Source organism: Oceaniglobus trochenteri, assembly GCF_020529025.1.
Lineage (GTDB): Bacteria > Pseudomonadota > Alphaproteobacteria > Rhodobacterales > Rhodobacteraceae > Oceaniglobus > Oceaniglobus trochenteri.
Genome location: NZ_JACNMM010000006.1, coordinates 240,670 through 255,239, shown reverse-complemented (window position 1 = coordinate 255,239; position 14,570 = coordinate 240,670). Strand labels below are relative to the sequence as shown.

Here is a 14,570-nt window from a genome sequence, read left to right as displayed (position 1 = left end):
CCAGGTGACATGAACGAAAAACGGCACCCGAAAGAACCGCTGCGGCGCAATCACCAGATTTTCGCCGCAGTGCGGGCGCTGTTGGTGGCGGGCAAGCTGCCTGTCGGGCTGGTTCTGACGGAAAGCAGCCTGGCGCGCCTGTTCAATGTCAGCCGCGCCCCGGCGTCCGAGGCGCTGGCCTGGCTTGAGAACGAGAACCTCGTGTTCCGCTTTCAGGGGCGCGGCTACATGGTCGGGACCAGCGAGCGAGAGCCCGTCCGCACCCCCTTGGAAGACACCCCCCTGGCCGAAGCCGCACAGCGGACCGGGCCGCTGGACACGCGCAACTGGCGGGAAATCCTCTATCCGCAGGTGGAAACCATCGTCGCCGGCTGCATGAGCTATGGCACCTTCACCATGAGCGGTGTCGCTCTGTCCCGTCACCTGGGCGTCAGCCGCACCACCTCGAATGAAATCCTCAGCCGGCTGGAACGGGTGGGCCTGGTGGAACAGGCCCCCAACGGACGCTGGATCGTGCCGCGCATGACGGAAACCGGCGTCCACCACCATTACCAGATCCGAAGCCTTCTGGAACCGGCCGCCCTGGAAGACGTGATGGCCGACCCCGACCCCGGTATCGTCGCGGCGGCGCTGAAGCGGATCGAGGATGCGCGGCTGAAAAAACACCATGACTTCGACACCATCAGCGCCATCGAACGCGACCTGCACGGAACGCTGGTGCAATCCTGCCCCAATCCGCAGATGCGCGACACGATCCACCGCAGCCAGCTGCCGCTGATCGCATCCCACATGGCCCTTGCCCGCTACGACAACCCCGAAGAGATGCTGCGCGTCCTGGACGATCACCAGGACATCCTTGAAACCCTCGCCAGCGGTCGGGTGGCTGAAACGAAGGACCAGATGCGCCGCCACCTTCTTCAGGGCGAACGTACGACAATCGCCTACATCTCGCGCCGGCCGGAACCGCCCGAGGGGGTGGTGCCGCCCTACCTGTCGCGGATGGAGTGACGCCGCCCCGCCGACAGCGTTTCGTGACCGCCGCCAAGCTTGGCTTTCCATCGCGATTGCGACACACTCGGGGCGATTGGTGAAACACCTGCTGCCGTCAGCCCGACCCGGCGACGATGCAGGCGATCCGACGCAAGAAAGGGAGAATTGACCATGACCAAGGGACCCGGAAAACCCACGACCACCGATGCGGGAAGCCCCGTCGCGAGTGACGAACATTCGCTCACGGTTGGCCCGGACGGCCCCATCGTCCTGCACGATCACTACCTGATCGAGCAGATGGCCCAGTTCAACCGCGAGCGTATCCCCGAGCGCCAGCCCCACGCCAAGGGCGGCGGTGCCTTCGGGCATTTCGAGGTGACCCATGATGTCAGCAAGTACACCCGCGCCGCGCTGTTCCAGCCGGGCACGAAAACCGAAACGCTGATCCGGTTCTCGACCGTGGCGGGCGAACAGGGCAGCCCCGACACCTGGCGCGATCCCCGCGGTTTCTCGCTGAAGTTCTACACGACCGAGGGCAACTATGACATGGTCGGCAACAACACGCCGATCTTCTTCCTGCGCGATCCGATGAAGTTCCAGCATTTCATCCGCTCGCAGAAGCGGCGCGCCGATTCCGGCCTGCGCGACCATGACATGCAGTGGGATTTCTGGACGCTGTCCCCCGAATCCGCACACCAGGTCACCTGGCTGATGGGGGATCGCGGCATCCCGAAAACCTGGCGCCACATGGACGGATTCTCGAGCCACACCTACATGTGGGTGAACGCCGAGGGCGAAAAGTTCTGGGTGAAGTATCACTTCAAGACCGATCAGGGGAACGAGTTCCTGACCCAGGCCGAGGCCGACAGGATCGCCGGCGAGGATGCCGATTATCACCGCCGCGATCTGTTCAACGCCATCCGCGACGGCAATCACCCCAGCTGGACCCTGCACATGCAGATCATGCCCTTCGAAGAGGCGCGGACCTATCGGTTCAACCCCTTCGATCTGACCAAGGTCTGGCCCCACGCCGATTACCCGCTGATCGAGGTGGGCAAGCTGACGCTTGATCGCAACCCGACGGATTTCCACACCGAGATCGAACAGGCCGCCTTCGAACCCAGCAACCTGGTGCGCGGTATCGGCCTGAGCCCCGACAAGATGCTGCTGGGGCGCGGATTTTCCTATTCGGACGCGCACCGCGCGCGGCTCGGCGCGAATTACAAGCAGATCCCGGTCAACCGGCCGAAATCCCCGGTGCACAGCTACAGCAAGGATGGCGCGATGCGGGTCCAGAATGTCTCGGACCCGGTCTATGCGCCCAATTCCTATGGTGGCCCCGCCGCCGACCCGTCGCTGACCGATGACGCCGGGCTGTGGTACGCCGACGGCGACATGGTGCGCCGCGCCTATACCCTGCGCGAGGATGACGACGATTGGGGCCAGGCCGGCACCCTCGTGCGCGACGTGCTCGACGATGCCGCCCGCGACCGGCTGGTGGGCAATATCGTCGGCCATCTGAAAGGGGGCGTGTCCGACAAGGTGCTGGAACGCGCGTTCGAATACTGGCGCAACGTGGACCAGACCCTTGGTGAGCGTATCGAAAAAGGTGTGAAGCAGGGCTGACCGAGAGTCCGGCCCACCGCCGCCATCACCAGACACCGTCAGGCGCGCCCGGACGCGCGCCTGACGGTTGATGTCCGCATCAAAGGGGCGCCCCACCGCATTCGGGCGCATATGCCCCTGCCGGTCGAAGCGCACCGCCTGCGTCACCCGACCCCAGTTCATCGCCTGTCAGAGGGCGAGGGGCAGAAGCTGATGGGGGGCTACACAACATCCTATCCGCGCTTTGGCGGCACATTGCCCAAGGCACCTGCCCGCCTGAAACGCGGGACGCGGAGCACGGCAAGGTTTCCCGCAGACAATCCCGCAGCGCCGGTTGACAAGGGGTGTGATTTCCCCAAAGTCTTGCGCCCGAACGACCAACCCGCCCAAGTCATAGCTTCCGGAGAAAATGTCATGACCTATTCCCACCTCCCTTCGGAGGGCCTGCTTCTGGGCCGTATCGAGCGCGAGGGGGGCGGCCCCTGCGTCGTCACCCTGCGCGACGGGGCGCTGGTCGACATCACCTCGGCCACCGCGCCGACGGTGCGCGACGTGCTGGAGCTGGACAACCCGGCAGACCATGTGCGCACCGCCGAAGGCACGCCTGTGTCCGGCGACTGGTCCTGGCTGGCGCCCTGCGATTTCCAGGCCGTCAAGGCCTGCGGCGTCACCTTCGCCGGGTCGATGGTGGAACGCGTGATCGAGGAACAGGCCGCGGGCGACCCCGACAAGGCCGATGGCATCCGCAAGCGCGTGGCCGCACGCATTGGCGACAGCCTGTCCAACATCACCCCCGGCTCGCCCGAGGCGATGGACGTGAAGAAGGCGCTGATGGCCGAGGGCCTGTGGTCGGCCTACCTGGAGGTCGGGATCGGCCCGGACGCCGAGGTATTCTCCAAGGCGCAGGTGCTGTCATCGGTCGGCCATGGCGCCGACGTGGGGCTGCACCCCTCCTCCACCTGGAACAACCCCGAACCCGAGGTGGTGCTGGCCGTCGATTCAAGGGGTCGCATCCTGGGCGCGACCCTGGGCAACGACGTGAACCTGCGCGACATCGAAGGCCGCTCGGCGCTTCTTCTGTCCAAGGCCAAGGACAACAACGCCTCCTGCGCCATCGGGCCGATGATCCGCCTGTTTGACGACGCCTTCACGCTGGACACCGTGCGCGGCCTTGAAATCGAACTGACCATCGAGGGCACCGACGGTTACGTCCTGAACGGGCATAGCGCCATGCGCGCGATCAGCCGCGATCCCGCCGACCTGGTGTCGCAGACCATCGGGCGCCATCACCAGTATCCCGACGGCCTGGTGCTGTTCCTGGGCACGCTCTTCGCCCCCACCAAGGACCGTGACGCCCCCGGCAAGGGGTTTACTCACAAGCTTGGCGATGTAGTTACCGTGTCATGCCCCGAACTGGGGCAGCTTGTTAACACGGTGCGCCTGTCGACCGAATGCCCCGAATGGACGTTCGGACCCACCGCAATGATGCGCAACCTGGCTGCGCGCAACCTGATCTGAAGAGGACTATCATGCTGACTGGAAAACACCTGATCGCGGGCGAATGGCGCGACGGCAACACGACCTTCTCCTCGGAACCCGCCCACGGCCCGGCCCGTGACTTCGCCGTCGGCACCCCTGACCTGGTGGATGCCGCGGTCAAGGCCGCCGAAGAAGCCTTTGCCAGCTACAGCGCCACCACCCGCGCCGAACGCGCCGCCTTCCTGCGCGAGATCGCCAAGGAAATCGACGCCCGCGGTGATGAGATCACCGAGTTGGGCACACAGGAATCCGGCCTGCCGGAAGGGCGCCTTGTGGGCGAACGCGGCCGCACCACCGGCCAGCTGAAACTGTTCGCCGATCACATCGAAAAGGGCGACTACCTTGATCGCCGCCACGATGCCGCCCTGCCCGACCGCGCCCCCCTGCCCCGCCCCGACCTGCGGATGGTGCAGCGGCCCATCGGCCCGGTCGCGGTTTTCGGTGCGTCGAACTTCCCGCTGGCCTTCTCGGTGGGCGGTGGCGACACCGCCAGCGCACTGGCCGCCGGTTGCCCCGTCGTGGTCAAGGGCCACTCGGCCCATCCCGGCACCGGCGAACTGGTGGCCCAGGCCATCGACGCCGCCCGCAAGACCTGTGGCCTGCACGAAGGCGTGTTCAGCCTGGTGCAGGGCGGCAAGCGTGACGTGGGCACCGCCCTTGTCACTCATCCGCTGATTTCGGCCGTCGGGTTCACCGGGTCGCTGGGTGGGGGTCGCGCGCTGTTCGATCTGTGCGCACAGCGCCCCAACCCGATTCCGTTCTTCGGCGAACTGGGGTCGGTCAACCCGATGTTCGTGCTGCCCGCCGCGCTGGAAAACCGCGCAGCCGAGATCGGCAAGGGCTGGGCCGGGTCGCTGACCATGGGTGCCGGTCAGTTCTGCACCAACCCCGGCGTCGCCGTGGTGCAGGCCGGACCCCAGGCCGATGCCTTCATTGCCGCCACGGTCGAGGCCCTGGCCGAGGTCGCCCCCCAGACCATGCTGACCGACGGCATGGCCGATGCCTATCGCAAGGGTGCCGCGCAGATCGCCGACAACGGCAAGACCGAACAGAAGGCCGGCACCGCCACCACCGACCGCACCGCCGCCCCTTACCTGTTCACCGTTTCGGGCGACGACTGGCTGGCCAACCCCGATCTGCATCACGAGGTCTTCGGCCCTCTTGGCCTTGTCGTGCTGGTGAAGGACGCCGCCCAGGCCGAGGAGATCGCCCGCGGTCTTGAGGGCCAGCTGACCCTGACCCTGCAGATGGACGAGGCCGATCACGACATCGCCTCGGGCCTGATGCCCCTGCTGGAACGCAAGGCGGGCCGGGTTCTGGCCAACGGCTTCCCCACCGGGGTCGAGGTATGCGATGCCATGGTGCATGGCGGGCCCTACCCCGCCTCGACCAACTTCGGCGCCACGTCGGTGGGCACGCTGGCGATCCGCCGCTTCCTGCGCCCGGTCTGCTATCAGAACATCCCGACCGCGCTGATCCCCGATCTCGACTGATCGCGCGGAAACGAACCGCCCCTGCGCCCGCCTTACGGGGCGCGGGGGCAACCGATCACAGGCTGTTCAGATAGGTCTGTGTGTTGTGCAGCGAGGTTTCCAGGTGGGTCTGAAGGGCCGCCGTCGAAGCCGCCACATCGTTTCGCCGCAGCGCTTCGAGAATGATCCGGTGCTGGGCGATGGTCTGTTGCGCCGCCCCCTCTGAGGGCAGGGTCAGAAGGCGGCAACGGTCCATCTGCGCCTTCGACACATCCACCACCTTCCACAGCATCGCCAGATCGTTCACCTCGGCGATATAGCGGTGAAAATCGTCATCGCGCAGGATTGCCTCGTCGAAACGGGCGCGGTTGAAGGCCACCTCGTGGGCATGAACGATGTCTTCCAGATCCTGTATCTGTTCGGGGGTGATGACGCTGGCCGCGCGGCGAATGCTTTCAAGCTCCAGGGCGATGCGGATGATATAGGCCTCTTCCACCTGGTTGCGCTTGATCTCGGCCACGAAGGTGCCGTTCTGCGCAAAGACATTCACCAGCCCTTCGTCGCTGACCTTCTTCACCGCCTCGCGCACCGGCGTGCGGGACGTTCCCAGTTTCGCCGCGATCTCGACCTCGTTGATCGGGGCGCCGGGGGCCAGTTTGCCGGTAATGATCGCCCGGCGCACCAGAAGATAGATCTGATCGCGCAATGGCACCGCCCGGTTCAGGCTGACTCCCGAGAGGTATCCGTTCAGGGTGGATTGATCGCCCGAGGCTTCCGGTCTTGGCGGCATGACGCTTGATCCTGTTCAGCGGGGAGCCTGCCTCCCCGAGTTGACTTGGCATTATATTAGTGTAACACCAAGCGGAAATGAAGGCGAGGACGGCGTGACGCCGGGGGGATTTCGTGAAAGACCAGACGACCGCCCTCAGGATGCGGGGCATCACCAAGACGTTTCCGGGGGTCAAGGCGCTGTCGGATGTGAACTTCCAGGTCGACTACGGCCGCGTCCATGCCATCGTCGGCGAAAACGGCGCCGGAAAGTCGACGCTGATGAAGATTCTCAGCGGCATCTACCTTCCCACCAGCGGCACGACCGAGATCGCGGGCACCGAGGTGCGGATGCGCAAGCCCGCCGACGCCCAACGCCACGGCATCCGCATGGTGCACCAGGAACTGAACCTTGCCCCTGACCTGAGCGTTGCCGAAAACGTCTATCTGGGCCGGATGCCGCGCCGGCTTGGCCTGGCGAACCGTGCCGCGATGATCAGCGGCGCGCGGGCAATCCTGTCGGAGATCGGCGCCACCATCGACCCCGCCGCGCGGCTTGGCGACCTGTCTATCAGCCAGCAGCAACTGGTGGAGATCGCCAAGGCCTATGCCGCTTCGCCGCGCATCATCGTTCTGGACGAACCCACCTCCAGCCTCAGCGAACACGAGGCGGCCGCCCTGTTCCGCATCCTGGGCAAGATGAAGGCGGCGGGAATCGCCATCATCTATATCAGCCACCGCCTGAAAGAGGTGCTGGACATCGCCGACGACGTCACCATCCTGCGCGACGGCGCCATGATCGAGACCCGCCCCGCCGAAGGCATCACCGCCGCCGAGATGATCCGCCTCATGGTGGGGCGCGAGGTGGCGAACGTCTTTCCCAAGGTCCAGTCGGAAATCGGCGCGCCGGTGATGAAGGTCACGGGGCTGGGCGATGGCGACAGCTTCGACAACGTCAGTTTTGATGTGCGGGCCGGTGAAATCCTCGGCCTGACCGGCCTTGTGGGTGCCGGGCGCACCGAGGTGGCCAAGGCCATCTTCGGCCTGCTGCCCGTGGCGAAGGGCACGCTGGAAATCAACGGCAAGGCGGTGACCATCACTTCGCCCGCTGCGGCGGTGGAAGCCGGAATCGTCTATGTCCCCGAAGACCGGAAGGGCGAAGGTATCGTGCCCGCCATGTCGGTGCGCGAAAACATCAGCCTGCCGGTTCTGAAACACCTGTCGCGCTTGGGCTATGTCAGCCTGAAGGCCGACAAGGCGCTGGCGGCGAAATATGCCGCCGATCTGGGCATCGCGCCGCCCGACCCGGAACGGCGCATCAACCTTCTGTCGGGGGGCAACCAACAGAAGGCAGTTCTGTCGAAATGGCTGGCCGCCAATCCGTCGGTCCTGATACTCGATGAACCCACCCGCGGCGTCGACGTGGGCGCCAAGGCCGAAATCCACCGCATCATCGGCGAACTGGTGGCCCAGGGCATGGCCGTGGTCATGATCTCATCGGAACTGCCCGAGGTGCTGGGCGTCTGCGACCGGGTCGTCGTCATGCGCGACGGCCATGCCTCGCCGCCGCTGGACCGCGCCGAACTCAGCGAGGAACGCATCATGGCACTTGCAACAGGTGAGGAGACAGCATGAGCAGTGCGAGCGAACCGGCACAGGGAACCGGCAGCCGCTTTCAACGCAACTCGGCCATGCTCGAGCTGCTGTCAAAGGCCGGGCTTGGCCTCGCGATCCTCGTGGTGATCCTTTACGGCGCGCTCAGCAGTCCGGTGTTCTTCACCACCGGCAACATGGTGAACATCCTCACCTCGATGGCCATCGTCGGAATCGTCGTGGTGGGCATGACATTCGTTCTGGTGGTCGGCGGGCTGGCCGATCTTTCGGTGCCTGCCACCATCGCCTGCGGGGCGATCCTTTCGCTGGCGTTGCAGCCCAGCATCGGTGCTGTGCCCGCCTTTGCGCTGGCCATCGCGCTGGCGGGGTTCTGCGGGCTGATCAGCGGGCTTCTGGTGGGCTATGTCGGCATCAACCCGATCATCGCCACCCTTGGCGTCGGCACCATCGTTCTGGGCATCGTTCAGGCCGCCGTGGGGGGCGTGATCGTCTATGGCACCAACCCGGCCTCGGCCGATTTCGTGAAAAGCCGGGTCTTCGGCATACCGACCATCGTGCTGATCTTCCTTGTGGTCACACTGGTCGGGCATTTCGTCCTGGGGCGCACCACCTGGGGCCGCTGGACCTTTGCCACCGGAAGCAATGCCAACGCCGCCAAGGCCAGCGCCGTTCCGGTGCGGGCCGTCAAGGCGGGCGCCTTCGTGATCACCGGCCTCTGCGCGGGGCTGAGCGGCGGCCTGCTGGGCCTGACCCTGCAAAGCGCGCGCCCGCTGGTGGGCACGGGATACGAGTTCAGCGCCATCACCGCCGTTGTCGTGGGCGGCGTGTCGATCATGGGGGGCTTTGGTTCGGTGCCGCGCGCGATTGTCGGGCTGATCTTCGTATCGGTCCTGACCAACGTGATGGTTCTTGAGGGCGTACGCACCCCCACCCAGGGCTTCGTTCTGGGGCTGCTGATCGCCGTGGCGGTGGCCGCCGATGTGGCCCTGCGCCGCCGGGGGGTGGCGTAATGGATCTTCTGTCGCAATTCGTCCGCTACCGTGTGGGGATCATCCTGGGGCTGACGATCATCGTCGCCTCGGCCCTGGTGCCGGGTTTCTTCGGCCTCACCACGCTCAGCCTCGGGCTTGACCGCGCCTCGACCATCGGGCTGATCGCCATCGGGCTGACCGTGCTTCTGATCGCCGGCCAGATCGACCTGTCGGTCGGCTCGGTCTTTGCCCTGTCGGGGATCGTCGCCGTTACACTGCAACCCAGCCTTGGCCTTGGCCCGGCGGCGGTGGTGGGCGTTCTGGCAGGGGCCGCCTGTGGCGCCTTCAACGCGCTTTTGTCGGTGGTCTTCAAGGTCAACGCGCTGGTGGCAACGCTGGCCACCATGCTGATCTTCCGCTCGATCGCCCATTGGCTGACCGACAGTCAGCCGGTGGCGGGCACCGACATCATGTTCTCGATCACGCTGGCGAAGATCTATCTCAACCTCTTCACCGTGCGCAGCGCGATGTTCCTTGTCGGCATCGTCCTGCTGCATATCTGGCTGACCCGCGCGGTCGCCGGGCGCAACCTTTTCGCCGTCGGGTCCAGCGCCCCCGCGGCCGAGGCCAGCGGCATTTCCGTCGGCTGGACCATGGCGGCCGGGTTCATCTTTGCCAGCACCATGGCGGGCGTCGCGGGCGTGTTACAAAGCCTTGCCACGAACACCGGATCGCCGGTCTTCGGGTCGGAACTGACGGTCATGGTCATCGCCGCGGTCGTCGTCGGCGGCACCCGGCTTGAGGGTGGGCGCGGATCGGCGCTTGGCACGCTGGGCGGTGTTCTGACCATCGCCTCGCTGACCACGGCGATGGAGTTCTCATCCGTTCCCGCCTATTTCCAGCAGGTCGTCGCCGGGTTCATCCTGATCCTGCTGGTGGTCCTTGACCGCACAGTCAAACCGCGCACGCGCGCCCACAGCGCTGGCGCGCCCGCCCCGTGAACATCAAAATCGTCGCCATCAACAGGAGGAATAACATGGCACATCGGATCACCACATCATTGGTCAGCGCGCTTGCGCTGATGGCCGCCGTCGGCACCGCAGAGGCAAAGACCGTCTGCTATGTCACGGCCGCCGATGCCCACGCCTATGCCACCCCGGCCAACGAGGCGCTGTCGGCCCGCGCCGACGAACTGGGGCTTGAGGTTCTGACCCTCAGCCAGAACTTCGACGTGCAGACCGGCACCGAGCAGCTGAACACCTGCATCGCCCGCAAGGCCGACGGCATCATCCTCTGGCCGCTCGACCCGCAGGCCTATATCCCCGGCTTGGCTCGCGCCCAGGCGGCCGGCATCCCGTCGATCCTCATCAACTCGCCCATGAGCGAGCAGGCCAACGAGTTCATCAAGTCGTTCACCGGCCCAGATGTCTATGAAGAGGGCGCGCTGGCGGCCGACTCGCTCAGCGATGCGATGAACGGCGAAGGCTCGGTGATCGTGATTGCCGGTCAGGCCGGCAATGGCACCACCATCGGGCGCGTGGGCGGGTTCGTCGACCGGCTGAAGGAACTGGACAGCAAGATCGAGATCCTCGACACCGTCAACGCCGATTTCGACCAGCAGAAGGCGCTGGTGGCCAGCCGCGACCTGATCACCCGCTTCGGAGACAAGATCATGGGCGTCTATGCCAACGACGACACCATGGCCCGCGGCTTCATCGACGCCTGGAAAGAGGCCCACGGCGACAAGCCCACGCCGCCGATCGTAGGCATCAACGGCCAGCGCGACGCCTTCGATTCCATCCGCTCGGGCGAGATGTATTCGACCATCGTGCAATCGCCGGTGGAAGACGGCAAGCTGGCCATCGAAACCATGGCCAATATCCTGGACGGCAAAGAGGTGGACGCCCGCCTGCCGATCCCGCTGACCGTCGTGACCAAGGAAAACGTCGAAGACGTGGAACCCGCATTCTGATCGGATCAGACCCCAAGCAGGAAAAGCCCGGCCGAAAGGCCGGGCTTTTTCATGTCATGCAGACCGTGGCGCGGTGTCTTCGCTAAGGCCGATAGGCCGTCAGCCAGCCCAACCCGTCGTGCGTGTTGCCCGAACGCGGCCTGTACTCGGCCCCGATGGGCGCGGTATACCCCAGCGCGCGGATGCTGTTCAGCAGCGCGGGAAAGTTCACCTCGCCCTCATTGGGTTCGCCCCGGTCCGGCACCGCAGCAATCTGGATATGCCCGACCAGCGGCAGGTGCCTTTCGATCCGGCGGGTCAGATCGCCCTGCATGATCTGTGTATGATAACAGTCGAACATCATCCGCAGGTTCGGCTTGCCGACGGCGGCGATCACATCAGCGGCTTGTTCGACCCGTGACAGGTGATAGCCGGGCGCATCGCGCTGATTGATCGGTTCGATCAGAATGCCGATGTCATGGCCTGCCGCCAGATCACAGGCGAAGGCCAGGTTTTCATGAAAGGTGGCTTCGCCCGCGACACCGATCTTGCCAGCCATGACATGGACATTCCGCGCCCCGATGGCCGCCCCGTACGCGACGGCCTGTTCGATGGCCTGACGCGCCTCGTCGCGGCGCGACGGCAGGGCCGCCAGCCCGAAATCGCCGCTGGCCGTGTCGCCGGGCCGTGTGTTCAGCCCCAGCATCGGCAGGCCGGTTTCATCAAGTGCCGCCTTCACGTCGGCGGGCGGTACATCGTAGGGAAAGTGGCATTCAACCGCGGCAAACCCCGCCGTCTTTGCGGCGCGGATCGCCTCGGGAAGTGTCAGCTCGGTGAACAGAAAACCAAGGTTGGCGGAAAAATTCATGCGTCCCAGTCCAGTTTGAAATGTTGTACGATGTCACGGATCTGTGGATCGGTGAGACCGATGGGGCTGTGCCCCCGTGTCAGCAATGCCAGCTTCGAGGTTTCTTCCAGCTCTTCCATGGCAAAAACCGCCGCTTCAAGATCCTTGCCCGCCACCACCGGTCCGTGATTGGCCAGAACCACCGCCGAACGCCGCCCCGCCAGACTGCGCACCGCATCCCCCATCGCCGCGTCGCCGGGCCGGAAGTAGGGCAAGAGCTTGACCCGCCCCAGCCGCATCACCGAATAGGCCGTCAGCGGCGGCACCATATCGTCGGGGTTGGTGTCGGGCAGCATCGACAGGGCCACCGAATGGGTAGAATGCAGATGCACCACGGCGCCGGCCGAAGACCGCGTTTCGTAAAAGGCGGTATGAAGAGGCATTTCCTTGGTGGGGGCATCGCCCGAAATCAGTTGGCCACGCTCGTCGAACCGGCTTAGCCGGGCCGGATCGAGCCGCCCGAAGGACGAGCCCGTCGGCGTGACCAGAAGCCCGCCATCTTCGGTGCGCACCGATATATTGCCCGAAGCGCCCCCGGTAAGGCCCCGCGCGAACATCGACTGCGCCCAGTAACAGATATCCTCGCGCAGGCGGGCATCGCTCATGGTTGGGTGTCCATCATGGCTGCGGCCTTGGCAAAGAAATCGGGTGCGCCGAAGTTGCCCGACTTCAGGGCCAGCACCAGGGTTTCGCTGGCCCGCACCATGGGCACGCCCGGGTCGATCTCGGGGCCGATGGCAAGCGATCCGGGGGCCAGCGCCTCGACCACCGCCCCCGAGGTTTCGCCACCCGCCGTGATCAGCCGGGTCACGCCCGCCGCAACCAGCGCCTTTGCAGCCTCGGCAAAGACCTGCTCCATCCGGTGGGCGACTGCGTCCTTCCCGTACGCGGTCTGGGCGCTGGCGACGGCTTGGGCATCGGCAGTGGAATAGGCGATGGGCAGACCCGGCTGGGCCATGGCCCAATCGGCGATGGTCTGACCGGTCATGCGGCCCGCCATCACATCGGCGGCGGTGATTTCCAGCGCGGGATTGTCGCGCCGGTGCAGGGCGACCTGGTTCTGGGTGGCGGTCGAACATGACCCCGACAGGATGGCGGCCCGCCCGCCCTGCCCTCTCCAGGCCGCACCCTGTCCGGACCTGTCGATGTGTTCCGCAAAGTTATCGAACAGCCCCATGGCGATGCCGGATCCGCCGGTCAGCAGGGGAAGATCGCGCACCGCCTTGCCCAGGGCGAACAGGTCGTCGTCGCGGATCGCATCGGCCACGATCAGCCGGTGCCCGGCCTCATCTTCGGCCGTCAGCCGGTCGCGGATCGCCGCCGGGCCCTGCAACACCACCTCGATCGGCAGATGGCCGACGGTGCCGTCGATCTGGGACGACAGCCAACGGCGCAGATCGGCATCGACCATGGGCGTCAGCGGGTGGTTCTGCATGCCGCTTTCGTTCAGCAGGCGATCGCCCACAAAGAGATGGCCCTGACAGATCGACCGCCCGGCGGCGGGAAAGGCGGGGCACATGATGACCTTGCGGGCACCAAGTGCCTGGGCCAGCGCCTCGGACACGGGGCCGATATTGCCTTCGGGCGTTGAATCGAAGGTCGAGCAGTACTTGAACATGAACTGCGTACAGCCCTGCGCACGCAGCCATTCCAGTGCGGCCAGCGATTGCTCAACCGCATCCCTGACCGGGATCGTGCGGGATTTCAGCGCGACGATCCCCGCCTCGACCCCCGGCGCGGCCGGTTCGCCGGGCACGCCGACATACTGGACGGTGTGAAACCCGCTTTTGGTCAGCGTGTTCCCCAGATCGCTGGAACCGGTGAAATCGTCTCCGATACATCCAAGCAGCATCAGCCTTCTCCTGGCAGGGAAAGACCGGCCGCCCGGGCGTAAACCCGTGTCACGGCTGCATCGTCGGCCTGTGCATCACCTGCCATCGCTGCGGCTTTGAACTGTTCCAGCGCGGCACGCGCCATGGGAACCGGCAATCCCGCACCGCCCGCAATATCCGAAACGATCCCCAGATCCTTTGGCCAGATGCTGACCGACGAGCGCGGTGTATAATCGCCATCCAGAACGTGGGGGGCGCGGTTCTCGAACATCCATGACGTGCCCGCCGACGCCGAGACAACCTCGACCACCTGCCGCAGATCCAGGTTCTGGGACACGGCCAGGGCCAGGGCCTCGCCCATGGCGGCGATGTGGACACCGGCCAGCAGCTGGTTGACGGATTTCATCGCCGACCCCATGCCGGCCTTCGGGCCCAGATTGTGAACCGTTTCTGCCACGGCATCCAGCACCCCGGCCGCCTTGGCAAACGCGGCCTCGCTTCCCGATGCCATGACCGACAGCGCCCCCTTCGCCGCCTTGGCCGCGCCACCGGAAATCGGTGCATCAAGGTAAAGCAGCCCCGCCCGGGTGGCGCGGTCCTCCATTTCGCAGGCGAAGCCCGGGGGAACGGTTGCGCAGGATACGATGACCGATCCCGGCGCCATGTGCCCGGCCCAGCCACTTTCGGGATCGAACAGAACCTCTTCGGTCTGTTGCGCGTTCAGCACGACGCAGACAATGACATCCGGCGCGGCATCCGCCCTGTTGTCGGGCACCGCCTTGCCGCCGGACGCAAGGAAGGCGTCCAGCCTTTCGGCGCTTATGTCCTGTCCGAACACTTCATGGCCGGCCCCGACAAGGACACGGGCCATGCCCAAGCCCATCGATCCAAGCCCGACAACAACGATTCGTGCCAAATCAG

The 14,570-nt window shown here is 65.6% G+C and carries 13 protein-coding genes; 8 read left to right on the top strand and 5 right to left on the bottom strand.

The window, feature by feature from the left end; translation table 11 throughout:
* Positions 1 to 9 precede the first annotated feature (9 nt).
* From H7828_RS12350 to H7828_RS12335, 4 genes are all read left to right on the top strand, one after another.
* Entirely contained in the window at positions 10 to 1,008 is a 999-nt protein-coding gene (locus H7828_RS12350) for a GntR family transcriptional regulator (protein WP_226781347.1), read from the top strand.
* Between the two features lie 153 nt (positions 1,009 to 1,161).
* Positions 1,162 to 2,616 carry a catalase gene (locus H7828_RS12345; RefSeq protein ID WP_226781346.1) on the top strand — a complete coding sequence of 485 codons (1,455 nt, stop codon included), beginning with the start codon at positions 1,162 to 1,164 and terminating at the stop codon, positions 2,614 to 2,616.
* A 393-nt stretch (positions 2,617 to 3,009) separates the two neighbouring features.
* Positions 3,010 to 4,113: a fumarylacetoacetate hydrolase family protein gene (locus H7828_RS12340; protein WP_226781345.1), complete on the top strand. Its 1,104-nt coding sequence runs from the start codon at positions 3,010 to 3,012 to the stop codon at positions 4,111 to 4,113.
* 11 nt (positions 4,114 to 4,124) lie between these two features.
* A complete protein-coding gene (locus H7828_RS12335) occupies positions 4,125 to 5,627 on the top strand; it encodes an aldehyde dehydrogenase (NADP(+)) (protein WP_226781344.1) in 1,503 nt (500 codons plus the stop codon).
* Positions 5,628 to 5,682: 55 nt separating this feature from the next.
* Here the strand turns inward: H7828_RS12335 and H7828_RS12330 are convergent, their stop codons facing one another.
* Entirely contained in the window at positions 5,683 to 6,396 is a 714-nt protein-coding gene (locus H7828_RS12330) for a GntR family transcriptional regulator (protein WP_226781343.1), read from the bottom strand.
* 113 nt (positions 6,397 to 6,509) lie between these two features.
* On the opposite strand from H7828_RS12330, the gene H7828_RS12325 reads away from it, so the two are divergent.
* Genes H7828_RS12325 through H7828_RS12310 form a run of 4 tightly spaced genes read left to right on the top strand, consistent with a single transcriptional unit; the run spans position 6,510 to position 10,931 of the window.
* Complete coding sequence (locus tag H7828_RS12325; RefSeq protein WP_226781342.1) at positions 6,510 to 8,009, top strand: sugar ABC transporter ATP-binding protein; 1,500 nt, start codon at positions 6,510 to 6,512, stop codon at positions 8,007 to 8,009.
* A complete protein-coding gene (locus tag H7828_RS12320; RefSeq protein WP_226781341.1) occupies positions 8,006 to 8,998 on the top strand; it encodes an ABC transporter permease in 993 nt (330 codons plus the stop codon). The genes H7828_RS12325 and H7828_RS12320 overlap by 4 nt, the downstream gene beginning before the upstream one ends.
* On the top strand, positions 8,998 to 9,960 hold the full coding sequence (locus H7828_RS12315) for an ABC transporter permease (RefSeq protein WP_226781340.1): 963 nt from the start codon (positions 8,998 to 9,000) through the stop codon (positions 9,958 to 9,960). Before H7828_RS12320 ends, H7828_RS12315 begins: the two co-directional genes overlap by 1 nt.
* A gap of 35 nt (positions 9,961 to 9,995) precedes the next feature.
* A complete protein-coding gene (locus H7828_RS12310) occupies positions 9,996 to 10,931 on the top strand; it encodes a sugar ABC transporter substrate-binding protein (RefSeq protein WP_226781339.1) in 936 nt (311 codons plus the stop codon).
* A gap of 82 nt (positions 10,932 to 11,013) precedes the next feature.
* Here H7828_RS12310 and H7828_RS12305 read toward each other — a convergent pair whose 3' ends face one another.
* The 4 genes from H7828_RS12305 to ltnD are packed head-to-tail and all read right to left on the bottom strand — an operon-like array spanning position 11,014 to position 14,565.
* The gene (locus H7828_RS12305; protein WP_226781338.1) at positions 11,014 to 11,778 is read right to left on the bottom strand and encodes a hydroxypyruvate isomerase family protein; all 765 of its coding nucleotides are present in this window, start codon (positions 11,776 to 11,778) and stop codon (positions 11,014 to 11,016) included.
* A complete protein-coding gene (gene otnC, locus H7828_RS12300; RefSeq protein WP_226781337.1) occupies positions 11,775 to 12,422 on the bottom strand; it encodes a 3-oxo-tetronate 4-phosphate decarboxylase in 648 nt (215 codons plus the stop codon). The genes H7828_RS12305 and otnC overlap by 4 nt, the downstream gene beginning before the upstream one ends.
* Complete coding sequence (otnK, locus tag H7828_RS12295; RefSeq protein WP_226781336.1) at positions 12,419 to 13,669, bottom strand: 3-oxo-tetronate kinase; 1,251 nt, start codon at positions 13,667 to 13,669, stop codon at positions 12,419 to 12,421. The genes otnC and otnK overlap by 4 nt, the downstream gene beginning before the upstream one ends.
* Positions 13,669 to 14,565, bottom strand: a complete 897-nt coding sequence (ltnD, locus tag H7828_RS12290) for an L-threonate dehydrogenase (protein WP_226781335.1) — start codon at positions 14,563 to 14,565, stop codon at positions 13,669 to 13,671. The genes otnK and ltnD overlap by 1 nt, the downstream gene beginning before the upstream one ends.
* Between the last annotated feature and the right edge of the window lie 5 nt (positions 14,566 to 14,570).

Coding starts and splice junctions, on each gene's coding strand:
- H7828_RS12350 (WP_226781347.1), top strand. CDS start 10: ATGAACGAAAAACGGCACCCGAAAGAACCGCTGCGGCGCAATCACCAG.
- H7828_RS12345 (WP_226781346.1), top strand. CDS start 1,162: ATGACCAAGGGACCCGGAAAACCCACGACCACCGATGCGGGAAGCCCC.
- H7828_RS12340 (WP_226781345.1), top strand. CDS start 3,010: ATGACCTATTCCCACCTCCCTTCGGAGGGCCTGCTTCTGGGCCGTATC.
- H7828_RS12335 (WP_226781344.1), top strand. CDS start 4,125: ATGCTGACTGGAAAACACCTGATCGCGGGCGAATGGCGCGACGGCAAC.
- H7828_RS12330 (WP_226781343.1), bottom strand. CDS start 6,396: ATGCCGCCAAGACCGGAAGCCTCGGGCGATCAATCCACCCTGAACGGA.
- H7828_RS12320 (WP_226781341.1), top strand. CDS start 8,006: ATGAGCAGTGCGAGCGAACCGGCACAGGGAACCGGCAGCCGCTTTCAA.
- H7828_RS12315 (WP_226781340.1), top strand. CDS start 8,998: ATGGATCTTCTGTCGCAATTCGTCCGCTACCGTGTGGGGATCATCCTG.
- H7828_RS12310 (WP_226781339.1), top strand. CDS start 9,996: ATGGCACATCGGATCACCACATCATTGGTCAGCGCGCTTGCGCTGATG.
- H7828_RS12305 (WP_226781338.1), bottom strand. CDS start 11,778: ATGAATTTTTCCGCCAACCTTGGTTTTCTGTTCACCGAGCTGACACTT.
- otnC (WP_226781337.1), bottom strand. CDS start 12,422: ATGAGCGATGCCCGCCTGCGCGAGGATATCTGTTACTGGGCGCAGTCG.
- otnK (WP_226781336.1), bottom strand. CDS start 13,669: ATGCTGCTTGGATGTATCGGAGACGATTTCACCGGTTCCAGCGATCTG.